General features: G+C 63.8%; 23 protein-coding genes. 13 read left to right on the forward strand and 10 right to left on the reverse strand.

Features of this window, described 5'->3' with window-relative positions; translation table 11 throughout:
* Positions 1 to 94 precede the first annotated feature (94 nt).
* The 4 genes from ACODS1_RS01335 to ACODS1_RS01350 all read left to right on the forward strand — a co-directional run bounded on the left by ACODS1_RS01335 (position 95) and on the right by ACODS1_RS01350 (position 2,966).
* Positions 95 to 1,006, forward strand: coding sequence for an SDR family oxidoreductase (locus ACODS1_RS01335; RefSeq protein ID WP_322981671.1), 912 nt, complete (start codon positions 95 to 97; stop codon positions 1,004 to 1,006).
* 291 nt (positions 1,007 to 1,297) lie between these two features.
* Entirely contained in the window at positions 1,298 to 1,906 is a 609-nt protein-coding gene (locus tag ACODS1_RS01340; protein ID WP_489084227.1) for a DUF2846 domain-containing protein, read from the forward strand.
* Between the two features lie 77 nt (positions 1,907 to 1,983).
* A complete protein-coding gene (locus tag ACODS1_RS01345) occupies positions 1,984 to 2,568 on the forward strand; it encodes a DJ-1/PfpI family protein (RefSeq protein WP_489084540.1) in 585 nt (194 codons plus the stop codon).
* A 95-nt stretch (positions 2,569 to 2,663) separates the two neighbouring features.
* Complete coding sequence (locus ACODS1_RS01350) at positions 2,664 to 2,966, forward strand: ribbon-helix-helix domain-containing protein (protein WP_489084228.1); 303 nt, start codon at positions 2,664 to 2,666, stop codon at positions 2,964 to 2,966.
* Positions 2,967 to 3,193: 227 nt separating this feature from the next.
* Here ACODS1_RS01350 and ACODS1_RS01355 read toward each other — a convergent pair whose 3' ends face one another.
* The 7 genes from ACODS1_RS01355 to ACODS1_RS01385 are packed head-to-tail and all read right to left on the reverse strand — an operon-like array spanning position 3,194 to position 9,585.
* Positions 3,194 to 4,672, reverse strand: coding sequence for a sensor histidine kinase (locus tag ACODS1_RS01355; RefSeq protein WP_322981674.1), 1,479 nt, complete (start codon positions 4,670 to 4,672; stop codon positions 3,194 to 3,196).
* Entirely contained in the window at positions 4,669 to 5,325 is a 657-nt protein-coding gene (locus tag ACODS1_RS01360; RefSeq protein WP_159973319.1) for a response regulator, read from the reverse strand. The genes ACODS1_RS01355 and ACODS1_RS01360 overlap by 4 nt, the downstream gene beginning before the upstream one ends.
* Before the next feature lie 24 nt (positions 5,326 to 5,349).
* Entirely contained in the window at positions 5,350 to 6,000 is a 651-nt protein-coding gene (locus tag ACODS1_RS01365; RefSeq protein WP_489084229.1) for a tetratricopeptide repeat protein, read from the reverse strand.
* An 11-nt stretch (positions 6,001 to 6,011) separates the two neighbouring features.
* Complete coding sequence (locus ACODS1_RS01370; RefSeq protein ID WP_322981676.1) at positions 6,012 to 6,803, reverse strand: SDR family oxidoreductase; 792 nt, start codon at positions 6,801 to 6,803, stop codon at positions 6,012 to 6,014.
* A 4-nt stretch (positions 6,804 to 6,807) separates the two neighbouring features.
* Positions 6,808 to 7,467 (reverse strand): iron-containing redox enzyme family protein, encoded by a 660-nt coding sequence (locus ACODS1_RS01375; RefSeq protein ID WP_489084230.1) that lies wholly within the window; start codon positions 7,465 to 7,467, stop codon positions 6,808 to 6,810.
* The gene (locus ACODS1_RS01380) at positions 7,464 to 8,912 is read right to left on the reverse strand and encodes an AMP-binding protein (RefSeq protein WP_489084231.1); all 1,449 of its coding nucleotides are present in this window, start codon (positions 8,910 to 8,912) and stop codon (positions 7,464 to 7,466) included. Before ACODS1_RS01380 ends, ACODS1_RS01375 begins: the two co-directional genes overlap by 4 nt.
* On the reverse strand, positions 8,896 to 9,585 hold the full coding sequence (locus ACODS1_RS01385) for a thermostable hemolysin (RefSeq protein WP_489084232.1): 690 nt from the start codon (positions 9,583 to 9,585) through the stop codon (positions 8,896 to 8,898). The genes ACODS1_RS01380 and ACODS1_RS01385 overlap by 17 nt, the downstream gene beginning before the upstream one ends.
* A gap of 320 nt (positions 9,586 to 9,905) precedes the next feature.
* Between ACODS1_RS01385 and ACODS1_RS01390 the strand changes: the two genes are divergently transcribed.
* The 5 genes from ACODS1_RS01390 (at position 9,906) to ACODS1_RS01410 (ending at position 18,538) form a co-directional block, all read left to right on the forward strand.
* Positions 9,906 to 11,828, forward strand: a complete 1,923-nt coding sequence (locus ACODS1_RS01390; protein WP_489084233.1) for a type I restriction-modification system subunit M — start codon at positions 9,906 to 9,908, stop codon at positions 11,826 to 11,828.
* Positions 11,825 to 13,177 carry a restriction endonuclease subunit S gene (locus ACODS1_RS01395; protein WP_489084234.1) on the forward strand — a complete coding sequence of 451 codons (1,353 nt, stop codon included), beginning with the start codon at positions 11,825 to 11,827 and terminating at the stop codon, positions 13,175 to 13,177. The genes ACODS1_RS01390 and ACODS1_RS01395 overlap by 4 nt, the downstream gene beginning before the upstream one ends.
* Before the next feature lie 156 nt (positions 13,178 to 13,333).
* Positions 13,334 to 14,269, forward strand: a complete 936-nt coding sequence (locus ACODS1_RS01400) for a GIY-YIG nuclease family protein (protein WP_489084235.1) — start codon at positions 13,334 to 13,336, stop codon at positions 14,267 to 14,269.
* Positions 14,266 to 15,315 (forward strand): PDDEXK nuclease domain-containing protein, encoded by a 1,050-nt coding sequence (locus ACODS1_RS01405; RefSeq protein ID WP_489084236.1) that lies wholly within the window; start codon positions 14,266 to 14,268, stop codon positions 15,313 to 15,315. The genes ACODS1_RS01400 and ACODS1_RS01405 overlap by 4 nt, the downstream gene beginning before the upstream one ends.
* 28 nt (positions 15,316 to 15,343) lie before the next feature.
* On the forward strand, positions 15,344 to 18,538 hold the full coding sequence (locus tag ACODS1_RS01410) for a type I restriction endonuclease subunit R (protein ID WP_489084237.1): 3,195 nt from the start codon (positions 15,344 to 15,346) through the stop codon (positions 18,536 to 18,538).
* A 1-nt stretch (position 18,539) separates the two neighbouring features.
* On the opposite strand, the gene ACODS1_RS01415 is transcribed toward ACODS1_RS01410, so the two are convergent.
* Complete coding sequence (locus ACODS1_RS01415) at positions 18,540 to 18,938, reverse strand: nuclear transport factor 2 family protein (protein ID WP_322981685.1); 399 nt, start codon at positions 18,936 to 18,938, stop codon at positions 18,540 to 18,542.
* A gap of 112 nt (positions 18,939 to 19,050) precedes the next feature.
* Between ACODS1_RS01415 and ACODS1_RS01420 the strand changes: the two genes are divergently transcribed.
* From ACODS1_RS01420 to zapE, 3 genes are read left to right on the forward strand one after another with little or no spacing between them, the layout of a single operon-like run.
* The gene (locus ACODS1_RS01420) at positions 19,051 to 19,641 is read left to right on the forward strand and encodes a GNAT family N-acetyltransferase (RefSeq protein WP_489084238.1); all 591 of its coding nucleotides are present in this window, start codon (positions 19,051 to 19,053) and stop codon (positions 19,639 to 19,641) included.
* A complete protein-coding gene (locus ACODS1_RS01425; RefSeq protein WP_489084239.1) occupies positions 19,638 to 20,522 on the forward strand; it encodes a carbon-nitrogen hydrolase family protein in 885 nt (294 codons plus the stop codon). Before ACODS1_RS01420 ends, ACODS1_RS01425 begins: the two co-directional genes overlap by 4 nt.
* Positions 20,519 to 21,637 (forward strand): cell division protein ZapE, encoded by a 1,119-nt coding sequence (zapE, locus tag ACODS1_RS01430; RefSeq protein WP_489084240.1) that lies wholly within the window; start codon positions 20,519 to 20,521, stop codon positions 21,635 to 21,637. Before ACODS1_RS01425 ends, zapE begins: the two co-directional genes overlap by 4 nt.
* Before the next feature lies 1 nt (position 21,638).
* Here the strand turns inward: zapE and ACODS1_RS01435 are convergent, their stop codons facing one another.
* Complete coding sequence (locus tag ACODS1_RS01435; RefSeq protein WP_489084241.1) at positions 21,639 to 22,187, reverse strand: isochorismatase family protein; 549 nt, start codon at positions 22,185 to 22,187, stop codon at positions 21,639 to 21,641.
* A gap of 93 nt (positions 22,188 to 22,280) precedes the next feature.
* Between ACODS1_RS01435 and ACODS1_RS01440 the strand changes: the two genes are divergently transcribed.
* Positions 22,281 to 23,255: a GlxA family transcriptional regulator gene (locus tag ACODS1_RS01440; RefSeq protein ID WP_489084242.1), complete on the forward strand. Its 975-nt coding sequence runs from the start codon at positions 22,281 to 22,283 to the stop codon at positions 23,253 to 23,255.
* On the opposite strand, the gene ACODS1_RS01445 is transcribed toward ACODS1_RS01440, so the two are convergent.
* Entirely contained in the window at positions 23,252 to 23,926 is a 675-nt protein-coding gene (locus tag ACODS1_RS01445; RefSeq protein ID WP_489084243.1) for a DUF1028 domain-containing protein, read from the reverse strand. The genes ACODS1_RS01440 and ACODS1_RS01445 overlap by 4 nt on opposite strands.
* Between the last annotated feature and the right edge of the window lie 45 nt (positions 23,927 to 23,971).

Below are 23,971 nucleotides of genomic sequence, written 5' to 3' on the forward strand. Positions count from 1 at the left end.
TCGGCCGTCATTCAGGTGCCCCGCGCGGCCTTGTGAAGCCCGCGGGGCTGCCTGACACTCGGGACATTCGCAATCTGCCCGAGGAGCCTGCCCGATGAACGATACCGTCCGTTTCGAAGATCAAGTGGTGATAGTCACCGGTGCCGGCGGTGGTTTGGGCCGTGCCCATGCGCTGCTGTTCGCCCGTCATGGCGCCAAGGTGGTGGTCAACGATCTGGGGGGCAGCACCCACGGCGAGGGGGCCAACGCCTCGGCCGCCGACAAGGTGGTCGAAGAGATTCGCGCCTTCGGTGGCACCGCCGTGGCCAACCATGACTCGGTGACCGATGGCGACAAGATCGTGCAGACCGCGCTGGATCATTTCGGCCGCATCGACGTGCTGGTCAACAACGCCGGCATCCTGCGCGACAAGAGCTTCCACAAGATGGAGGACGCCGACTGGGATCTGGTCTACAAGGTGCACGTCGAGGGGGCCTACAAGACCACCCACGCCGCTTGGCCTCACCTGCGCGAACAGAACTTCGGCCGGGTGATCTTCACCTCGTCCACCTCCGGCATCTACGGCAACTTCGGCCAGAGCAACTACGGCATGGCCAAGCTTGGCCTGTACGGCCTGACCCGCACCCTGGCCATCGAAGGGCGCAAGAACAACATCCTGGTCAACGCCATCGCCCCGACCGGTGCCACGCGCATGACCGAAGGGCTGATCCCGCCACAGGTGTTCGAACAGCTCAAACCCGAGCTGGTCAGCCCGCTGGTGGTGTACCTCGGTAGCGCCGCCTGCCAGGACACCGGCGGCCTGTTCGAGGTCGGCGGTGGCTGGGTCGGCAAGGTGCGCTGGGAGCGCAGCCTGGGCGCCGGCTTCGATCCCAAGGCCGGCTTCAGCCCCGATGACGTTGCCGCGCAGTGGCAGCGCATCTGTGATTTCGAAGGTGCCGCGCACCCGGCTGACAACGTCGAGGCGCTCAAGGAAATGATGGCGAACCTGCAGAAATACGCGCTCTAAGCAGTAGGCGAACCGCACAAGGCCGGCAGCGATGCCGGCCTTTTTCGTGAGCGATCCGCATAGATCGCGACCCGCACTTTCGTCGGGTGCCTGCGCCTCGCTGGCCGACTAAGCTCGGTGCATCTGCCTAAGAGACCTGTTCACGATCTCGCGAGCTAGAGCCAGGCAAGGCGAAACCAGGCGAAAAAGCGCAGTTTACGAGTTGTAAATGAGCATTTTGAGGCTGGTTTCAACGCAGCATGGCCGACGCGCAGCAGATCGTGAACAGGTTCTAACAACAGGGAAGCCTCGATGCGCCATCTGCTGCTGTCATTGCCCGTCGCTCTGCTCGCCGGTTGCTCGACCCCTGGTGCCTTCTTCGGTGAACTGGATGGTGAGGCCTTCTCGCCGCAGCAGCTAAGCGACGAAAACCATGCGCTGGTCTACCTCTACCGCCCGCGCAGCGACTGGGCCGACCAGGAGCTGGAGGCGCCAGGATTGTTTATCGACAACCGCCTGGTTGGCAGCCTGCCGAGCAACGGCCATCTGCTGCTGGAGGTCGACGCTGCCAGCTACAAACTGGAGATGCGCCGCCCGCTGGCGGGCAGTTTCTGGACGTTGCTGGCCGACGGGCCGCTGGATTTCACCCTGATCGCCAGCTTTACCCTCGATGCCGCCGTCGGTGCCAGCTATTACCTGCGCTATGACGAGGACGGCCCGCCGCCCAGCAGCAGCGGTCTGGACAGTGCCGGCGAGGGGCCGCTGCTGCGGGTGTCCGCCGAGTTGGCCGAGAGCGAACTCGGTGCCACTCGACGGGTGCAGCCGCCGGAGCATATCGCCGCCAGCCAGGAAGACCCGGAGCGGCCACAGCGAGGCTTCTGGCGCTCGATTGGCCAGGCGCTGGACAAGGTCGGGATCTGAACACGTAGTACCCGGTTGTTACCCGAGGGTGGAAAAGCAGGCGAATAATGAGCCCGTTCCCCCACCTTCAGGAGACGATCATGGCTGCCAAGAAGATTCTGATGCTGGTCGGCGACTACGCCGAGGACTACGAGACCATGGTGCCCTTCCAGGCATTGCAGATGGTCGGTCACATCGTGCATGCGGTCTGTCCGGGCAAGAGCGCCGGGCAAACGGTGCGCACCGCCATCCACGATTTCGAGGGTGACCAGACCTACAGCGAGAAGCCGGGGCACAATTTTGCGCTGAACTTCGACTTCGCCAAGGTACGTGTCGAAGATTACGATGCCCTGGTTATTCCCGGTGGCCGCGCGCCGGAATATCTGCGCCTGAATGCCGAGGTAATCGCCTTGGTCAAGGCCTTCGCCAGCGCCGACAAGCCCATCGCTGCCGTCTGTCACGGCGCCCAGTTGCTGGCAGCAGCCGGTGTGCTGCAGGGGCGTGAGTGCAGTGCCTATCCGGCCTGCGGGCCGGAAGTCAGCCTGGCAGGTGGCACCTATGTCGACATCCCGGTGGATCAGACCCACGTCCAGGGCAAGCTGGTCACTGCGCCGGCTTGGCCTGCGCACCCCGCCTGGCTGGCGGCGTTTCTCAAGGTGCTGGGCACGGAAATTCGCCTGTAAAGCCCGTAGCCCGTACTCAGCCCGGGGCGCATCATGGACATTCGTCAGTCCACGCGTGGCGGGTTGCACCCGCCCTACCTTTGAGGACACACCTGATGTGCGAACTCTATGTGAAGGCCGACCCCATCCTCTACGAATCGCGCTCACGCTCGCTGCGCATTCGGGGCGTGGTGACCACCTTGCGCCTGGAAAACCAGTTCTGGGACATCCTCAGCGAAATCGCCGAGGTCGATGGCATGACCACCAACCAGCTGATCGCCAAGCTTTATGAAGAGGTGATGGACTTCCGTGGCGAGGTGGTCAATTTCGCCTCCTTCCTGCGCGTCAGCTGCACCCGCTACCTGGCGCAGAAGGCCGGGCGCCCGGTGCCGCTGCGGCTGCTCGGCGCGGCCGGTTGAATCACGGGTACATCCAGAAATTCGGGTGATCTTCCACGCTCGGCGTAACGGCTTGCTGAGCGGGGCGGGTCGGCTGGAAGAAACGTTTGATTAGGCTCATGGGGCGGGCTCCTGTGAGTGGTGACGAACAGGCGGCCATGATCGATGGGGAAGGACGATTGAGAAAACGGATTGTCTCTATCTGATCAATAGTTTTATCAGAAGGGAGGCGCGGATCTATCCGCGCCTCAGGCCGTGCGCCTTGGCAGGCGTACGCTGACCTGCAGGCCGCCCAGCGGGGAGTCTTCCAGGCTGATGCTGCCCTGATGCAGTTCCACCACGCGGCGCACGATCGACAGTCCGAGCCCCGCGCCCTGGCCTTCGCCGAGGCGGAAGAAACGCTCGAACAGACGCTCGCGCATGTCGGCCGGTACGCCCGGACCACTGTCCTGCACCTGCAGCACTAGCGCCTGCGCATCGGCCAGCAAATGCACCTGGATGCAGCCGCCGGCCGGGGTGTATTGCACGGCATTGCTGATCAGGTTCTGCAGCAGGATGCCCAGGCTCGGTGCGTCGGCGATCAGCTGGTAGTTGCCGCCTTCGCCGGCTTCGAGAATCAGATCCTGTTGGCGATTGAGCGCCAGTGGCGTCAGCTCGGCCAGCTCACCACGCAGGAACGCCAGCAGATCCAGATTGCCCATGCTCAGGCGCACGCTGTTGGGGTCGAGGCGGGCCAGGGTGAGCAGTTGCGCGACCACGCGGGTGGCGCGGTCGACGCCGCCTGCCAACTGGCGCAGGGCTTCGTCGCGGTCGCCGGCATCGGGTGCTTCAAGTGCGTTCTGCGCGTGGATACGCAGCACCGCCAGCGGTGTGCGCAGCTCATGGGCCGCGTCGGCGATGAAGCGCTTTTCCTGGTCGAGCAACTGGTTGACCTGCATCAGCAGGCGGTTGAGCGCCGCCGCCATCGGCTCCAGTTCAGTCGGCAAGGGCGGGAAGACCAGCGGTGCCAGGCTATCCGGTGCCCGGCCACGGATGGCATCGGCCATTCGTTGCAGCGGGTTCAGGCCCCAGCCCACCGCCAGCCACAGCAGCAGACCGACCAGCGGCAGGCCGACCAGCAGGGGTTGCAGGCTGCGCTGGGCGATCTTGCCGATCAACTCGCCGCGCACGTCCTCACGCTCACCGGCCAGTACCCAGTGGTAGTCGCGGCTGTCATGCAGGACGAATACGCGCCAGCGATGTTCGCCGATGCTCAGCGTGTGGTAACCGATCAGGTAGCGGGCCAGTTGTGCCAGGCGCTCGCGCATGGGCTGGCCATCGTTGGGTAGTACCAGGCCGAGCTGTTCGATCATGTCGTTGAGCAAGCCTGGCGGGGCGCTGGCGGATTGGAACAGCAGCTTGCCGTCGTCATCGAGCATCTGGAAGGCCAGCTTGCCTTCGTATTCGTGGCCCAGCAGGTTGTCCGGGTTCTGCGACTTATGCAGCAGCAGCGCTTCATCGAGCACCGCCTGCATCTCACGGCGGCCTTCATCATCGAGGTCGTGGCGCACCAGGCCCATGAGCAGGCGCGCGGTCTGCGAGAGCTGCGCGTCGAACAGCTCGCGCACCTCATGCACCGAGTCGTTGTAGATCTTGTGGCTGATCAGGCCGAAGCTGGCGGCCAGCATCAGCAACAGGAGAACCAGCAGGCGGGTACGGATGGAGCCGAGGACTTTCAGCAGCCTCATTTGTCCACCAGATAGCCGACGCCACGCACGGTACGGATCAGCTCCGGGAAGAATTTCTTGCGCAGGTGGTGCACGTGCACTTCCAGGGCGTTGCTTTCCACTTCTTCGTCCCAGCCATAGAGCGCCTGCTGCAGCTTGTCGCGGGTCAGTACGCGACCGGGCTGGATCAACAGCTCATGCAGGAGCAGGAATTCCTTGCGCGGCAGGCTGACGGTATTGCCCTGGTACTCGACCACCTGGCTGGCCGGGTCGAGGCGGATGCCACGGTATTCCAGCGCCGGTTCGGGGCGCTGGAAGCTACGCCGCAGCAGTGCACGCAGGCGCGCCTTGAGTTCGGCGACATCGAAGGGTTTGATCAGGTAGTCGTCGGCGCCGGCATCGAGGCCGGCGATGCGGTCGCTGGTGGCGTCACGCGCCGTGAGCACCAGCACCGGCACCGGGTTGGCCGCGGCACGCAGGTGCTTGAGCACCTGCAGGCCGTCCATGCGCGGCAAGCCCAGATCGAGGATGGCCAGCTCGAAACTCTCGTGGCTCAGCGCATGCAGCGCGCTGGCACCGTCCTGCAGCCAGTCGACGGTGTAGCCCTCCGGTTTCAATGCGGTGCGAATGCCTTCGCCCAATGCCTGGTCGTCTTCGACGAGAAGAATGCGCATGGCTACTCCTGTAAGCGGTCCGAGTTACTTGAGTTTACTCTCGACCTGCTGCAAAAGCGCCTGGGCTTCTGCGCGACGGCCCTTGTCGGCGAGTTCGCGGCCTGGGCGATCCTTGGCGGCCAGGGCTTTTTCCAGCGCGGCGCGGGCTTCCTCAAAGCGCTTCTGCCGTTGCAGGAAGTCGCCGTAGAAGTAGTTGGGGTCGATGCCGTCCGGATTGATCGCCAGCGCCTGCTTGAGCATCTTCTCGGCCTGTTCGTCATCGCCGAAACCGATCGGCCAGCCCGGCACCTGGTAGTAGAGGCTGCCGAGGCTGGTGTAGGCCGAGCCGCCCAGCGCCTGCGGGTCGATGGCCAGGGCCTGTTCCAGGTTGCTCTTGGCTTCCTTGACCAGGCTCAGTGCGCCGAGGCCACCTTTGGCGCCGGCCTCGGTGCTGAGAATGATGCCGCGCCAGATCAGCAGCTCGGGGGCTTTCGGCTCGCTGGCCAGGGCCGCGTCTGCCTGGGTGACCAGCTTGGCGAAGGCTTCCTCACGCTGCTTTTCCGGCGTCTGGTAGTTGATCTCGGCCCAGCGCGTCTGCAACTGGTGCAACTGCGCTTCGCCGCTCTCGCTGAGGGCGAAGGCGGGCAGGGTGCTGAAGCCGAGCGTGGCGATGATCAGGGTACGCAATGCGTTCACGGGCAGTTTCCTCAGTGTTTATGACGGGCGAAGCGTTGGATGATCGGCAACTGCTTGCGCAGGGCCTGGTCGACCACGCGTGGTAGCAGGCCGTTGAGGCGCACGAACAGGCGCTCCGGCCAGCCCAGATAGCGCTCTTCCTGCTCGTGGCGGATGGCTTGCAGCAACTCGGCGGCGACCTTTTCCGGGTCATCCATGGCCACGCCCAGTTCGTCGTTCATCGCCACCACGCTGGGAGCGTTCATCGCCGTGCGGGTGGCGCGTGGGGCGAAGTACAGAACGCGCACATTGGTGTCAGCCAGCTCGCGGCGCAGTGCTTCGGAGAAACCGCGCAGGGCGAACTTGCTGGCGCAGTAGGCGGCGAAGCCCGGATAGCCAATGGTGCCGAAGGTGGAGCCGACGTTGATCAGCAGGGCACGGCGCTGCGCGCGCAGCAAGGGCAGCAGGCGCTGGGTGAGTTGCAGCGTGGCGGTGACGTTGAGGCCGATCAGCTCGGCGATCTGCTGCTCGTCCTGCTGGTCGAGCAGGCCGAAGCGGTTAACCCCGGCGGCATTGATCACGCAATTGAGCCCGCCGAAGTTCTGCGCGGCGGCCACCAGCGCATCACGCCCGGCGCGGGTGCCGATATCGGCCTGCACCAGCTGGATCTGCTGCGGGAAGCGCTTGAGCAGCGGCTGCAAGGCGTCCAGGTGACGGCCTGCCAGGAGCAGGTGGGCACCTTCATTGGCCAAGGCGTACACCAGCGCCTGGCCGATGCCACCACTGGCACCGGTGATCAGGGCACGGCAATCCGTAGGTTGCATGGCATCACTCCTGAGCGGAAAGCGGCAGGCTGCGGAACATGTCGCCGTACAGACGGTAGACGACCTTGGCGGTGTGCACCACGGCGGCCTTGTCATCGTCGTTGTCCAGGCGGTTCATCAGCTTCTTGAAGAACTCGATGTGCTCCAGATCCAGGCTGCCGTGGGAGTTGAGGTAGCTGAAGGCCTTGTTCGGCAGTTGCAGCTTGTCCTGGATGATGCCGGCGGCCTGGGTGGCCAGGGCGATGCTGGTGCCTTCGAGCACGTTGACCATGCCAAAGAAGCTCACCGGGTTGTGCCGGGCGATGCGGTCGTAGACGTAGGCCACCATCAGCTCGGTGGCCATGTGCGGCGTGCCATGGCGTACCGCCTCCTTGTCCGCACCGCAGGCGGCGATGTCGTTGAGCACCCACTCCTGGTGGCCGGTTTCTTCTTCGATGTACTCGGCGATGGCTTCGCGCAGCCACTCCAGGCGCTCCGGCAGACGCGCGCCGCAGGCCATCAGCAGCGGCACGGTGTGCTTGACGTGGTGGTAGGCCTCGGTGAGGAAGGCGATGTAGCTGTGCAGGGCGACCTGACCGGTCATGGCCTGCTGGATGATCGGCGCACCGAGCAGGTAGTCGCGTTCGGCTTGGGTCTGGGCCAGCAGGGATTCGTAGAAGCTCATGCGTGTACTCCTTCTGCCATCAAGGCTTCGATGGCGGCTTGGTAATGGTTGAACAGGGCGGTGCGACGCAGGCGACCGTTGGCCGTGGCCAGGTCGTTGCTCGCGTTGAAGGGGGCATCGGCGCGCAGCCAGTGGTGCACGCGGGCGTAGTCCGGCAGGCCGTGATTGACGGCGTCCACGGCCGCCTGCAACTGCGCGTCAGGGGTATTGGGGTAGCGCGGCACCAGCACCGCGACGTTGGCTGGCAGCGCCTCGCCGTGCAGCCAGGCCTGGGCGATGGGCAACTGCTGCACCAGCTCGGACTCGACCCATTCCGGGTTGACGTTACGCCCGTAGGCGGTGATGAACTGATGCTTCTTGCGCCCGTGCAGCACCAGGAAACCGTCCTCGAAATGACCGAGGTCGCCGGTGCGCAACCATTCGCCCTGTGGCGCCGGGTCGCCGATGTAGCCGAGCATGCGCGCGCCCTTGACCAGCACCTCGCCGTCATCCGTCAGGCGAATTTGCAGATGCTCCAGCGGTTTGCCGGTGCTGCCGATATGGCGCTGCTCGGGGGTGTTCAGGCAGACCACCGAGGCGCACTCGGACAGCCCGTAACCCTCGAAGATTGGCAGACCTAGTGCATCGGCGCGTTGCAGCAACTGGGCGGAGACGCGCCCGCCACCGACGGCGACGAAGCGCAGCGAGTTCGGTACCGGCAGTTTGCGCTCGGCCGCACTGACCAGCGCCAGCAGCAATTGCGGCAGCAGGATCAGGCTGTTCGGCTGAGCGGCTTGCAGCGCCTGCAGAAAGCGCATCAGGTCGAAGCCACTAGCGCCGCTCAGGCCGATCTGCGCCATGGGCATCAGTTCCACTCGCGCGCCGGCCAGCAAAGGCGCGTAGACGCCGGCGATGTTCTCCAGCAGGGTCGCCAGCGGCAGGATGCACAGATGGCGTTCCACTTCGCGGCTGGCGCTGGCCTTGACCAGGCTGTCAGCCACGGCCAGTTGCGTGGCCAGATCCAGGCACACGCCCTTGGGCTGACCGGTGGTGCCGGAGGTGTAGGTGATTTTGCAGGTGCCGGCATGCAGCTCGGGCGGCTGGGCCACGGTGCGGCGATGAATGTCGTTCTCGACGGTGGCGAAGCCGGGGGCGCCGGCGCCGATCAGGCAGTCGATGCCGGCACTGTCGAGTACATGGCGCTGCTGATCGGCGGAGAAGAACCCCGGCACCGGCACGCAAACCAGGCCGGCATGCAGCGCCGCCAGATCCCACAGCACCCAGTCGATGCCGTTATCCAGCGCCAGTGCCACGCGCTGGGCGCCCAGCTCGCGCAGATGGCGGCTGCGACTGGCCACGGCCGCCAGCAGACCGTCATAGGTGAGTTCGTGGCTATCCTCGACCAGCGCCGTGCGCGGGCCAAAGGCGGCCAGACGCTCGAAGAAGGATTCAGCTGCAGACCACATGGGGCATGTCCTCCAGGGCATAGAGTGGTTGGTGACCGAGACGGGGGTAGGCGCCCAGTTGCAGCAGACGCTGATGGCCGCCATGGATGTCGCCGGCCATCACCAGCGGGCGGCTGTCGTAATAACTGCCCCAGTCGGCAAGCTCTTCGCCCATGCGGGTCGGGTCTGCCTCGCCGAGGGCGATGGGGGTCAGGCCCAGGCGCTGGAAGCTGTTGAGCAGCGTCGGCGTACCGGTGAAGGTGACCCAGCGAAAACCCAGGGCTACCAGCAAGTCGGTCAGCGCAACGATCAGCAGACGCGCCGCGCCGGGGCTGTCAGCGGCCAGGTTGCCAACTTCCACCACTTCGCCACGACCGGGTTCGACATAACCCAGGCGGCAGCCGATAGCGGTTTCGATCGGCTCGTTCAGGTAGCGCTCAAGAAACAGCGCCCCGCTATTGCCACCGCGCACGCCCACCGCACCGAGCAGTTGCCCGGCCTGGTTTTCCAGGCCGAACAGGCAGGGCATGAAGTGACGGATGCGAGCACCGTGCTGCAACTCGAAGCGCTGGCGGATGAACTGCTCCAGCATTTCGCGCCGCGCGCTGCCGGGGGAAGCCAGGTGGAGTTCGTAAGTATCGCCGCGCCCGATACGGGCAACGGGACGGTCGTGATGCGCCCAGGGTAGTTCCATCGTCGGAACCTCGGTGATTGGCCTGGGGGTGATTCTGGGAGGGCTGGCTTAACGCTGTATTAAGGCTTTGCAGAATGTTTCGGGCGTTGGGTTATCGCGGCTGAAGCCCCTTCCTACAGGCCGTGCGGCAGCGGAGGCCAGCGGTCAGGCTCAGCACCCGTAGGAGGCGCTTTAGCGGCGAGCTTTTCTATCGCGGCTGAAGCCGCTCCGCTCTGACACTGGCTCATGAGCGGGGGAGCGGGTAAGGTTCGCCATCGTTAGAAACACCTCGCAGGCAGGCGCGCAAGGCGCCTTGCGGCATTCGCTCAAGGAATACACGCGTGAACCAGCAAAACCTCGCCGACTTCATCTGGAACGTGGCCGATGTGCTGCGCGGCGACTTCAAGCAATCCATCTATGGCCGCATCATCCTGCCCTTCACCTTGCTGCGTCGTCTGGAGTGTGTGCTGGAGCCAACCCGTGACGCGGTGCGTGCCCAGCATCAGGCGATGAAATCCAGCAGCGTTGATCTGGATCTGATCCTGCCCGCCACGGCCAAGGCCACCTTCTACAATGTCTCGCAATTCGACCTGGCTACCCTGGGCGCCACCGATACCCGCGCCAACCTCGAAGACTACATCGCCAAGTTTTCCGCCAACGCCCGCCAGGTGTTCGAGCACTTCGCCTTTTCCGACTGGCTGGTGCAGCTCGACAAGGCCAAATTGTTGTACCTGGTCACGCAGAAATTCGCTGCCATCGACCTGCACCCCGAGGTGCTGAGCAACCACGAAATGGGCCTGGTGTTCGAGCACCTGATCCGCAAGTTCGCCGAATCCGCCAACGATACCGCCGGGGAGTTCTTCACCCCGCGTGACGTGGTGCGCCTGACCACCACCCTGGTATTCGCCCCGGATCATCGCGCCCTCAATCAGGAAGGCGCGGTGCGCACCGTGTACGACTGCGCCGCCGGTACGGGCGGTTTTCTGTCTTCGGCCATCGAACTGGTCAAGGATGAATGGAAGGCTCCGGCGCGCATCGTGCCCTACGCCCAGGAGCTGAACCCGGAAACCTACGCCATCTCCGTGGCGGACAAACTCATCCAGGGCTTCGAGACCAAGAACATCAAGCTTGGCAACACCCTGTCCAACGACCTGCTGCCCGCCGAGCGCTTCGACTACTGCCTGGCCAACCCGCCGTTCGGCGTGAAGTGGGAGAAGGTGCAGCCGCAGGTGCAGGCCGAGCACAGCCAGCATGGCTTCTACGGGCGCTTTGGCCCTGGCCTGCCGCGTGTGGGCGATGGTTCGCTGCTGTTTCTCATGCACCTGCTGTCCAAGCGCAAGCCACCGGAGGAGGGCGGCACCCGTATCGGCATCGTGCTGTCAGGCTCGCCGCTGTTTAACGGCGGTGCCGGCTCGGGCGAGTCGGAGATTCGCCGCTGGATACTGGAAAACGATTGGCTGGAGGCGATCATCGCTCTACCCAATGACCTGTTCTACAACACCGGCATCGGCACCTATGTCTGGGTGCTGTCCAACCACAAGGACGAACTGCGCAAAGGCAAGGTGCAACTGATCGACGCCACCGGCATGCACGCGCCCATGCGCAAGAGCTTGGGCAACAAGCGCAAGTACCTGTCCGAGGCGCAGATCGCCGAAATCGCCAAGCTGCACGAAGCCTGCGAGCAAGGCGCCCAGTCGAAAATCTTCGCCACCAGTGACTTCGGCTACCGCCGCATTACCGTCGAGCGCCCGCTGCGCCTGCGCTTTAGCGTCACCGCGGAAAAGCTCGCCGCCTACCGCGAGGCCAAGGGTGCTGATCAGATCGACGCCTTCGCCAGCGTGAGCGGCGAGTTCGACAATCTGCCTGCTTTTCTCAAGGCCGCTGGTATCAAGAAACTTGGCAAGGGCGCGCTGAAAGCCGCGCTGGCCTGCTTCGGCGAGCGTGACCCCAACGCCCAGCTGATGCTCGATGACAAGGGCAAGCCGCAGCCCGACCCCGACCTGCGCGAGTTCGAGAATGTGCCGCTGAACCAGCACATCGATGACTACTTTGCCCGTGAAGTGCTGCCCCACGTGCCCGACGCCTGGATCGACACCGGCAAGCTCGACCCCAAGGACGGCCAGGTGGGCATCGTCGGCTACGAGATCAACTTCAACCGCTACTTCTACGTCTACCAGCCGCCGCGCCCGCTGGCCGAGATCGATGCCGACCTCAAGGCCGTAGAGGCCGAGATCGCCGCGCTGCTGGGTGAGGTGACGGCGTGAGTCACTACAAACCCTATCCGGCCTATAAGGACTCCGGGGTGGAGTGGTTGGGGCGGGTGCCGGAGCATTGGCAGGTGAAACGCCTCAAGCATATCGCTACCGTGCAAACCGGTATGGCGAAAGGCAAGGATCATGAAGGTAAGGACACCATCGAGGTGCCCTACCTGCGCGTTGCCAATGTTCAGGATGGCTATTTATCGCTGGATGACGTAGCGACAATGGAGATCCCGCGCGAAGAGTTGGCACGTTATAGCTTGCAGCCCGGCGATGTATTGATGAACGAAGGAGGGGACTTCGATAAGTTGGGACGTGGCAGCGTGTGGCAAGGTGAGATCGAACCCTGCATTCACCAGAATCATGTGTTTGCCGTAAGGCCTTCTGGCGTGTCATCGGCCTGGCTGAACGCCTTTACCGGTTCGCTTACGGCTCAGTTCTATTTCATGGGGCGCGCGAAACAGAGCACCAATCTGGCCTCCATTTCTTCCAGCAGCATCATGGAACTGCCCGTAGTAGTGCCGCCTGAAGTAGAAATTGACTTGCTGCTTTCCCAACTCGACCGCGAAACCACCCGCATCGATGCGCTGATCGAAAAGAAAACCCGCTTTATCGAACTGCTGCGCGAAAAGCGCCAGGCGCTGATCACCCATGCCGTCACCAAGGGGCTTGACCCGAATGTGAAGATGAAAGATTCCGGCGTGGAGTGGTTGGGGGAAGTGCCGGAGCATTGGGTGATTAAACGCTTCCGTGATATCTGCATCAGCATTTCCACAGGCCCGTTTGGTACGGCACTGGGTAATGAGGATTACGTTACGGGGGGCGTTCCCGTGATCAATCCCTCGCACATCGTTGATGAGCAATGCAGCCCCGATCCGGATATCACGGTATCGGCGGACACTGCAGAACGGCTGAGTTTCTGGGCAATGCGCGCAGGCGATTTGGTTACTGCGCGTCGTGGCGAACTTGGGCGTGCTGCGGTTATCTTTGATGAGCAGGATGGTTGGATCTGTGGTACCGGATCACTGCGAGTGCGCCCCAATCCTCTTCAGGCTCTAACTGGATATATTCATACTGTCCTGCAGTCGCGATATGCCCGTGAGTGGCTGAATCTGGCGTCAGTAGGGGCAACGATGGCGAACCTTAATGAAGGCATTCTTGGCAGCCTCCCTTTGGCGCTTCCTCCTTCTACTGCTGAGCAAGAGCGGCTTTTGTTATCTCTGGTGACCCAGAGTGAACGTTTAATCAAGATTGAGCAGAAAGCGTCGCTCAGCGTGGCTCTTTTGAAAGAACGCCGCTCCGCCCTGATCACCGCTGCCGTCACCGGCCAGATCGACCTGCGGGAGGCGCTATGAGCCGTAGGGTGGATCACGCTTTATCGATCCACCAAGCGGTCTTGCAGGGGGCTGCCTGCCGTCGTGTTGTGCAGAAGTGGATGAACAGAGCGTTATCCACCCCGCGTGATATGTTCCGCCCCACGCTTTCTCGCTAACACCTGACAAGGATGTGCCATGACCCAAGGCCGCAGCATTCGACTCTTTCTGGTGGACGGCACGCCCAATGGTCTGCTGACCGCCGAGATCATGAACTGGACGGGCCATGTGCTGACCGGCCCGCGCAGCAAACTGGCCGAGCTGGTGCAGCGCCCGGAATGCGCGCGTACCGGCGTGTACTTTCTGGTTGGCCCCGACCCGGACGACAGCCTGCGTACCCGTGTGTATATCGGTGAGTCCGACGATGTGGCGCAACGCCTGAAAACCCACAACCGCCCGGAAGACGCAGGCGGCAAGGATTTCTGGGAGCGTGTGTGCCTGGTCACCAGCAAGGATCAGAACCTGACCAAGGCCCATGTGAAGTACCTGGAAAGCAAGCTGATCGGCATTGCTGCCAGCGCCGGGCGTTGTGTGCTGAGTAATGGCACGGCACATGAGTACGCCGGGCTGCCCGAGTCTGACCGCGCCGATATGGCGTTCTTTCTCGACCAAATCCGCACGGTGCTGCCGGTGCTGGGTTTCGAGTTTCTGCGTGAGTTGAGCAAACCGCCTGCTCCGGTGATGGCCGAGAGCGTACCCATCATCGAGCGCTCGCCGCGTTTCCGTCTGGATATTCCCAAGTTCGGCGTGACGGCTTATGCCCAGGAAATCGGTGGTGAGTTCTTCGTGCTCAAAGGCTCGCGCACGCGCAAACAGTGGATTGGCGTGGATGGCGGTTATCAGGGATTGTTCCTGCAACTGGTCGCCGATGGCGTGCTGATCGCTGATGGTGCTGAGCACCTGGCATTCAAGGACGACTATGCATTCGCCAGCCCCAGTGCAGCAGCGGCAGTGGTTTCCGGGCGTAGCGCTAATGGCCGTGTCGTCTGGTCTGTCGATGGCACCGGACAAACCTATGCCGCTTGGCAGGATCAACAGCTAAGCGCGTTGCAACCGGCGCTGGAAGACGCATGAGCGCGTCCAACCAACAGACCGCGCTGCAACCCTTGCTCGCCGAGCTGGCTGGGCTGATCCGCCAGGCACGGCAGCAGGCCGTGCGAGCGGTGGATGCGATTCAGGTGCAAACCTGCTGGGAAGTGGGGCGGCATATCGTCGAGTTCGAGCAGGCTGGGCAGGCACGTGCTACCTACGGCAAGAAGCTGCTGGCCAACCTGGCCAATGGGCTGACGGCCGAGTTCGGCAAGGGCTTCGATGAGCGCAACCTGCGGCATATGCGCGCCTTCTATCAGGCATTCCCGATTTGGAACGCACTGCGTTCCGAATTGAGCTGGACGCACTATCGCACTCTGCTCAAGGTGGAAAGTGACAGTGCCCGCCAGTGTTACATGAACGAGGCCGCCACGCAGAACTGGAGCACCCGCGCGCTGGAGCGGCAGATCGGCACGCTGTATTACGAGCGCCTGCTGGCCAGCCAGGATCGCGCGGCGGTGGAGCAGGAAGCCGCGAGCAACCTGCAGGCGCTAGGCAAGAGCCCGCGCGAGTTCGTGCGTGACCCGGTGCTGCTGGAGTTTCTCGGCCTGCCCAATGCCGGCACCTTGCTGGAAAGCGAGCTGGAGCAGGCGCTGATCGACCAGTTGCAGCAGTTTTTGCTGGAGCTGGGCAAGGGCTTCGCCTTCGTCGGCCGGCAACAGCGCATCAGCACCGAGAGCAAGGATTTCTACATCGACCTGGTGTTCTACAACTACCTGCTCAAGTGCTTCGTGATCTTCGATCTCAAGCGCGGCGAGCTGACCCATCAGGACATCGGCCAGATGGACATGTACGTGCGCATGTTCGATGACCTTAAACGCGGCCCTGAGGATGGCCCCACTGTCGGCATCATCCTCTGTGCGCAAAAAGATGCGTCGCTGGTGCGCTACTCGGTACTACAGGGCAGCGAGCAACTGTTCGCCAGCAAGTACAAGCTGGTGTTGCCCAGCGAGGAAGAGCTACGCGCCGAGCTGGATCGGGAGCGGGCGCGCCTGGCCGAGCAGCACGGGCTGTATGACACGCGGGCATAAGCCCATTGATTGGATGGCGAGGGATGGCATGAGCCACGTGCACCACGAATGCGAATTGGAGCGACACATCGTCGAGCAACTGGCCGCCGCCGGTTGGCTGGTTGGCCGCTCCGCGAACTATGACGCGGCGCGTGCGCTGTACAGCGAAGATGTGCTGGCCTGGCTCGATACCAGCCAGGCTGAGGCGATGGCGAAGCTGCGTGCGCTCAATGGCGCGGGCACCGAAGCTGCGTTGCTCGATCGCCTGGTCAAGCAACTGGAGAACAAGAGCGAAGGCGGCACGCTCAATGTGTTGCGCAGCGGTTTCTCCATCGCTGGCGCCGGCACCCTGGCCATGAGCCAGGCGCTGCCCGAGGATGCGCGCAACGAAACCGTGGCCATGCGTTACGCCGCCAATCGCCTGCGGGTGGTGCCGCAACTGCGTTATTCGCAGGACAAAGCCGACGAACTCGACCTGGCGTTGTTCATCAACGGCATTCCCGTGGCGACGGTGGAGCTGAAGACCGATTTCACCCAGTCTGTGGAGGCGGCCATGGCGCAGTACCGCCAGGATCGTCGCCCGGAGCGCAAGAGCGGTGGCAGCGAGCCGCTGCTGACCTTCAAGCGGGGCGCGGTGGTGCACTTCGCCATGAGCGACAGCGATATCCGCATGAGCACGCAGTTGGCGGGGGCCGAGACGGTGTTCCTGCCCTTCAACCGTGGCAATGATGGTGCTGCCGGCAACAAGGCCGAGGGCGACGACTACCCGGTGAGCTATCTGTGGCAGAGCGTGCTGCAGAAGGACAACTGGCTGCATATCTTCCACCGCTTCGTGCTGTTGGAGCGCAAGGCCCAGCAGGACGCCAACGGCAATACCCGATTCAGGGAGCGCCTGGTATTCCCGCGCTTTCATCAGTGGGACGGGGTGACGCGAATGATCGATGCGGTGCGCCGTGAGGGTGTCGGCCAGCCGTATCTGATCCAGCACAGCGCCGGTTCCGGCAAGACCAACACCATCGCCTGGACGGCGCATTCGTTGATTCGTGTGCGCCGGCCTGATGGCGAGCCGTATTTTCACAGCGTCATCGTGGTGACCGACCGCCAGGTGCTGGATCAACAGTTGCAGGAGGCGATTCGCCAGATCGACCACCAAGCCGGTGTGGTGCGCGCCATCGACCGTGAGCAGTCCAGCCTGCCCAAGAGCAAGCAACTGGCGGAGGCGATGCTGGCAGGCGTGCCGATCATCGTCTGCACGCTGCAGACCTTCCCCCATGCGCAGAAGGCCATTCTCGAAGAGCGCAACCTGCGTGATCGCCGCTTCGCCATCATCATCGACGAGGCGCACAGCTCCACGGGCGGCAGCACGGCGGATGATCTACGTTACGTGCTCACCGGGCAGAGCGAGGAGGAGTGGAAGAAGCTATCGCGTGATGAGCGTTTGTCGGTCTGGCAGTCGTCGCGCAGCCGGCCGAATAACGCCAGTTATTTCGCCTTTACCGCCACGCCCAAGCATTCGACGCTGAGCCTGTTTGGTCGTCCGCGCCAGCCCGAGTTGGCAGTGAGCAAAAGCAACCCACCTGTGCCGTTTCACCTGTACACCATGCAACAGGCCATCGAGGAAGGGTTCATCCTCGATGTGCTGCGCAACTACACCAGCTACGACGTGGCGCTGCGCATCGGCAACGAGCTGGTGGACGACAAACGCGTGGACGAGAAGAGCGCGCGGCGCAAGCTGGCCAAGTGGCTGTCGCTCAACCCGGTGAACGTCGGGCAGAAGGTGGAGCTGATCGTCGAGCACTTTCGCAAGAACGTCGCTCACCTGCTCGGTGGCCAGGCCAAGGCCATGGTGGTGACCAGTTCGCGCGCGGCAGCGGTGAAGTACCACCTGGCGCTGGAGGATTACTGCCAGCGGCGTGGCTACGGCAATGTGCGGGCGATGGTGGCGTTCTCCGGCGATGTGCCCAACCTCGACCCGGATCTGAAAGCGCCGCTGGCCGCCAGCCTGCCGGACGAGCATGCCTTCAACGAGCAGAACCTCAACGCCAAACTGGGCAACCAGGACATGCGCACGCTGTTCGATACGCCGCATTACCAGGTGATGATCGTCGCCAACAAGTACCAGACCGGCTTCGACCAGCCCAAGCTGGTGGCCATGTACCTGGACAAGAAGATTTCCGGTGTGGAGGCGGTGCAGACGCTGTCACGGCTGAACCGTACTTATCCAGGCAAGGACAAGACCTACGTCATCGACTTCGCCAACGAGGCCAAGGAGATTCTCGAAGCCTTCCAGACCTTCTACCGCGATGCGCGGATGGCCGATATTCAAGACCCCAACATCGTCTTCGACATTCGCCAGCGCCTGGATGGCATGCACCTTTACGAGCGCGCCGAGGTGGAGGCGTTCGGCGATGCCATCGTCGATCCCAAGGTCACGCACCAGAAACTCTATGCGCTGACCCAGCCGGCTACTGACCGCTTCAACGGCAAGCTCAAGACCCTCACCGATGCCATCGAGCAGTGGGAACGGGCTTTGTTCAAGGCCGAAGAAACGGGCGATGACGCAGGCGCGGCCTATGCCGATGCGCAGCGCGCGGAATACTGCAAGCAGCGCGATGAGCTGCTGATCTTCAGCGAAAGCCTGTCCAAGTTCGTGCGTTGCTACGAGTACATCGCGCAATTGGTGGACTTGGGCGATCCGAGTCTGGAAGCCTTCGCCAGCTTCGCCCGCCTATTGCGTAAGCGCCTCAAGGGCATTGGCGCCGAGCAGGTGGATCTGGGCGATCTCAAGCTCAGCCATTACCGAGTCAAAGCGGGTGAGCGCCTCGATGGCGTGGCGGTTCAAGGGGAAACACCCGGCCTGTACGGTATTACCGACAATGGCCTACGCGAGGCCCGCGACCGTGAGAAGAAGTACCTGACCGAGCTGATCGAACGGCTCAACGCTGCCTTCGGCAAGGATGTTTCCGACACTGATCAGGTGATGTTGGCGCTACAGGTGTCCGAGACGCTGCGCAGCGATCCGGTGGTGATGGCGCAGATTCACAACAACGACCTCGAACAGGCGCTGAAGGCTGACCTGCCGATTCGCGCCGTTGAGGCCATCGTCGGTGCCATGAGCAGCCATAACAGCATGGCGACTCGCTTGCTGAGCGATGAGCCCAGCCGCGAGTTCTTCATCACCGTGCTCTATGAGCTGCTCAAGCGTGATGTGGGGGCGCAGTTGCTGGGGGCTGCGCGGCAGTGATTCAGCAGACCTGAGCGATCCAGTCATTCAGGTTGTAATAGTTGCTGATGCGCGCGACCTTGCCGTTCTTGATCTCGAAGAAGGCGCCGGCCGGCAGTACGTAGGTCTGGCCGTTGGCCGGTGGCAGGCCTTCGTCGTCGGCCAGGTATTCGCCGTGCACCACGAATTCGGCGGCAGCGCGGTCGCCGGCGGCGTTCTGCATCACCACGATGTCGGCCAAGCGCTCACGGTAGCAGCGGTTCATCTTGTCCATGAAGGCGGCGAAGGTGGCCTTGCCGACCTGGCGCTCACCCTGGTTGATGTCGTGCACCACGTCCTCGGCCAGCAGGTCGAGGAAGGTGGGCATGTCGCCGGCATTGAAGGCGGCGTAGTAGGCCTGAACCAGTTCGGTGGCGGTCATGGCTAAGTTCCTTTCGTAGCGTGGTTAGTGGTGGGTTGGCCCGCATGATAAGTTCGCGCCTTCGAGCCGGCATAGCCGCCGGCGTCACCCTGCTGCTGGCGAACGACTCCAGATGGACATCGAATTGCTCCGGGGGCCGCAGATAGCCCCCCATATCGAAGACCTGGCGCATTTGCGGATCACGGTCTTCCGCGAATTTCCCTACCTCTACGACGGCAGCCTCGACTACGAGGCCGAGTACCTCGACACCTACGTGCGCAGCGCCGATAGCCTGTGCGTGCTGGTGCGTGACGAAGGCCGTGTGGTCGGTGCCTCCACGGCGCTTCCTCTGGCCGATGAAACCCTGGAGTTCCAGCAGCCGTTCTTATCGACGGGTTGGGACCCGGCGCGCATTTTCTACTGCGCCGAGTCGGTGGTGTTGCCGGCCTGGCGCGGCCGTGGTCTGGGTGTGTGCTTCTTTGCCGAGCGCGAGGCCCATGCGCGCAAACTGGGCCGTTTCGACTGGTGCGCCTTCTGCGCCGTGCAGCGCCCGGCTGATCACCTGCGCAGGCCCGCCGACTACCAGCCGCTGGACGCCTTCTGGGTGCGTCGTGGTTATCGTCATCATCCCGAACTGCACACCCACTATCATTGGCGCGATCTGGACGAAGCCGAGGAATCGGCCAAGCCCATGTCGTTCTGGCTCAAGGAACTCACTTCATGATCAAGGTTGCCGCCTGCCAATATCACATCGACCTGCTGACCAGTTGGGACGCCTATGCCGCGCACCTGACCGAGCTGTGCGAAGAGGCCGCCGGGCAGGGTGCCGAGCTGCTGCTGCTGCCGGAATACGCCGGGCTGGTGCTGACCGGGCAGTTGCCAGAGGCCCAGCGCAGCGATCTGCATGGCTCCATCGCCGGCATCCAGGCGCTGCTGCCGCGCTGGCTGGAACTGTGCGAGAGCCTGGCGAAGCGGCTGCAGATTCATCTGCAACCCGGTTCGGTGGCCGTGCTGGATGAAGATGGCCTTTACCGCAACCGCGCCTGGCTGTTTGGCCCGGACGGCTGCCTGGGCAGCCAGGACAAGCTGATGATGACCCGCTTCGAGCTGGAGCAATGGCAGATCGCTGCCGGCAGCGGGCTCAAGGTGTTCGACACGGCGCTGGGCAAGCTGGGCATCCTGATCTGCTACGACAACGAGTTTCCGCTGCTGGCGCGCACCCTGGCCGAGGCCGGAGTGGACCTGATTCTGGCGCCCAGTTGCACCGATACCGAAGCGGGCTTCTATCGTGTGCGCATCGGCGCTCAGGCGCGAGCGCTGGAGAACCAGATCGCCGTGCTGCAGTCGCCCACGGTTGGCCTGGCGCCCTGGTCGCCAGCGCTGGACGAGAACATTGGCCGCGCCGCGCTGTACGTGCCATCGGACTACGGCATGCCGGCCACTGGCGTGATTGCCGAGAGTGCCGAGCTGTGCCCCGCACGCAGCCACTGGTTGTTCGCCGAGCTGGATCTGGCCGAGGTGCGCCGCGTGCGCGAGCAGGGCCAGGTATTCACCCGGCGCGACTGGCCAAGGCAGTTCGACGATGGCCGGCTGGTGCTGCGTTGAACGCGCCAGAGGCATTGCCAGGCTCGCCGCTGGCTGCTTATGAACAGGCCCTGGCGGGTGGCTTCGTCGCCGATGCCGCGCAGCGCCGAGCGGTTGAGGCGCTGCAGCACTGCCAGGAAGCCGTGCAGCGCGGCGAATGCCCGCCCGGCGTGTACCTCTGGGGGCCGGTGGGGCGTGGCAAGACCTGGCTGATGGACAGCTTCTACAACAGCCTGCGCGTACCGGCGCGGCGGCAGCATTTCCATCACTTCATGCAGTGGGTGCATCGTCGTCAGTTCCAACTCACCGGCAACGCCGATCCGCTGCGCCTGTTGGCTGAAGAGTTGGGGCGCGAGGTACGTGTGCTGTGCTTCGACGAGCTGTTCGTCAGCGACATCGGTGACGCCATGTTGCTCGGCCGCCTGCTCAGCCTGGTGGTGGAGCAGGGGGTGGTGCTGGTGGCGACCTCCAACCAGCCGCCGGATCAGCTGTATGCCGATGGCTACAACCGTGAGCGCTTCCTGCCGGCCATCGCCGCACTGCAGGCGCACATGCAGGTGGTGACCGTGGACGGCGAGCAGGATCATCGCCTGCACCCCGGCGCCGAGGTGCAGCGCTATTGGGTGCAGCAGCCGCAGGCGCTGGCTGAGCTGTTTGCCCGCGTGAGCGAGAGCCAGGTGATCAGCCGTGAGCCGGTCGCGCTCAGTCACCGGCATATCGCCAATCTGGGCCACAGTCCGGCCGCGCTGTGGTGCCGCTTCAGTGATCTGTGCGAACAGCCGCTGGCCGCAGCCGATTTCATCGAGCTGTGCGAGCGCTTTCCGATCATCCTGCTGGGCGAGGTGCCACGCCTGGGCGGTGAGCAACGCGAGGGCCGCATCGCCCGTGGCACCGAGGACGGCGCCGAGGGGGTCGTGGCCGGGGATCGGCCGCTGCCGGCGCTAGCGCGCAACGACGATGCGGTGCGCCGCTTCATCGCTCTGGTCGACGAGTGCTACGACCGCCGCGTGCCCCTGTATATCGAGGCCGAGGTAGCGCTGGAGGCGCTGTACACTCAGGGCTACCTCGAGTTTGCCTTCCGCCGTACGCTGAGCCGTTTGCGTGAGATGCAGCTACAGCGCTTCGGCGCCAGTTGAATCAGCCAGCCAGATACTGTTCGGTCGAGACGACCTGGGCATAGGCGAAGGCCAGGGCGGCCATGTTGGCTGCGTGCACCTGAGCCGCGGCCACGGTGACGCCTTCGAACGTCTGATCGTGGGTGGCGCAGGCATCGTGAATGACCGTGGTCGCGTAACCGAAGTCGGCACTGGCGCGGGCTGCAGCGGCGATGCACATGTGGCTCATGGCGCCGACCAGGGTGATCTGCTCGATGGCGGCTGCATCGAGCTGCGCCTTGAGGTCGGTGCCGAGGAAGGCATTGACCTGATGCTTGAGCACGATCGCCTCGCCGGCCTGCGGTAGCACGCTGGCATGGGTACGGGCACCCTCGCTATCTGGGGCGAAGAAGGGCGCGTCGTCGCTCTCGAACTCATGACGGACGTGAATCACCGTATCGCCCGCCGCGCGCGCGGCGGCCAACACCTGTGCGGCATGGGCAGCGGCAGTGTCCATGCCGGCCAGCGGCCATTTACCGTCTGCAAAGTAATCGTTCTGGATGTCGATGAGGATCAGGGCACGCTTGCTCATGGGGTTCTCCGTGGGATGATGTGCGCCCACCTTAGCGCTGCAGCGCTGGCGTGAGGATGGGCGAGGCCGACAATCTGCGGGGAAAAACTGACAATGAGCGAACGTTGCCTGGAGATCGGGCTGTTGCTGTATCCGGGGGTGCAACTGGCTGCGGTGTACGGCTTGGGCGATCTGTTCGGCGTGGCCAACCGCCGGGTTGTCGAGCGGAACCGCCACGGCCTGCCCACCTTGCGCATCAGCCATTGGCAGGCGGATGAGAGCGGTCGTTTGCGCCGGGTGTACGACAGCCAGCCGCAGGACGCCGGCACGCCGCAGGTGGTAATTCTGCCACCCTGCCTTGACGGTGACGCCGAGCAACCGCTCGCCGCCTGTTACCACGACTGGCTGCGCCACCTGCATGGTACCGGAGCGACCCTGGCCTCGGTCTGCGCGGGCGCCTTCCCACTGGCCGATGCCGGCCTGCTCGACGGCCGCACGGTGACCACGCACTGGGCCTTGGCTGCAGAACTGGCGGCGCGTTTTCCCAGGGTTCAGGTGCTGCCCGAGCGCATGGTGATCGACGATGGTGACCTGATCACCGCCGGCGGCCTGATGGCCTGGACTGATCTTGGGCTGGCACTGGTGACGCGCCTGCTGGGGCCGACCATTGCCGCGGAAACCGCACGCTTTCTGGTGGTGGATCTGAACCGCGAATCGCAGCGACATTTCAGCCACTTCGTACCCAGCTTCGATCATGGTGATGCGGCGGTGTTGGCCGTGCAGCACTGGCTGCAGGGCGACGCTGGCGCCGAGGCGAGCCTGGCCAGCATGGCCGCTCGCGCCGGTTTGGGTGAACGCACCTTCCTGCGGCGCTTCCGCGCGGCCACTGGGCTGAAGCCCACCGAGTATTGCCAGCAATTGCGTGTGACCAAGGCCCGCGAGCTGCTCGAATTCACCCGCCAGAGCATCGATCAGGTGGCCTGGCAGGTGGGCTATCGCGACAGTGGAGCCTTCCGCAAGGTGTTCGCCCGCCTGGTCGGCGTCTCACCGGGTGACTATCGCCGGCGTTTCGGTACGGCCGCGCGCTAGACCGCGTCTTCGGCTGCCTTGCCCGCCGGATTGTCGCGGGTCGGCATGGCGAGTATCTCCGGCAGTACGTCTCGGGCGAATACTGCGTGCAGGCGGCGCAGTTCGGCCACCGGATCAGGATGGTGATCGACGCGGATATCCCACAGCGGATACTCCTCCTGATCGACCACGTAGATCACCGCCGAGGACTCGCCATGGCGATCTCCGCCGCAGCGATCGCCCGCAGCCAGGGCTTCTATCAGACGCTCGATCAATGGGCGTTGAGCTTCCCGGCAAAAGGCCTCGGCCACTGCGTCCAGCACCTGCGGGCCAACCAGGCGATTACCCTGCACGGAAAATTGTTCGCCACGCAGCGAACCGGCCCAGGGCAGGCATTTGACCCCAGTCCAGCAGACGCTATCGCCATGGGCGTCGATCAACGCACACTGGCGCAGCTCCATGCAGGGATCGCTGGTTTTCAGACGTTCGAGAGCCGCTTGGGCCGAATGACCCGCGCGCAGCAGGGCCAGACCATCGAGCCCCAGATAGGGATTGACCTGGGCCTGCGTGGCCACAGCACCGCAGCCGGCTGCCGCATGGCTGAGCAGCTTGCCGACTGCGGGCATGGCCGTGGCGGCCGCGACACCGAACTGGCCGCTACGAGGGCAGCGCGCAATAAGGGAAAAGGTCATGGCAACTCCTTGGCCGATTTGTCCGTTAGGCCATGGTCGGCCGGC

The sequence above is a fragment of the Pseudomonas sp. FG29 genome (assembly GCF_057809355.1).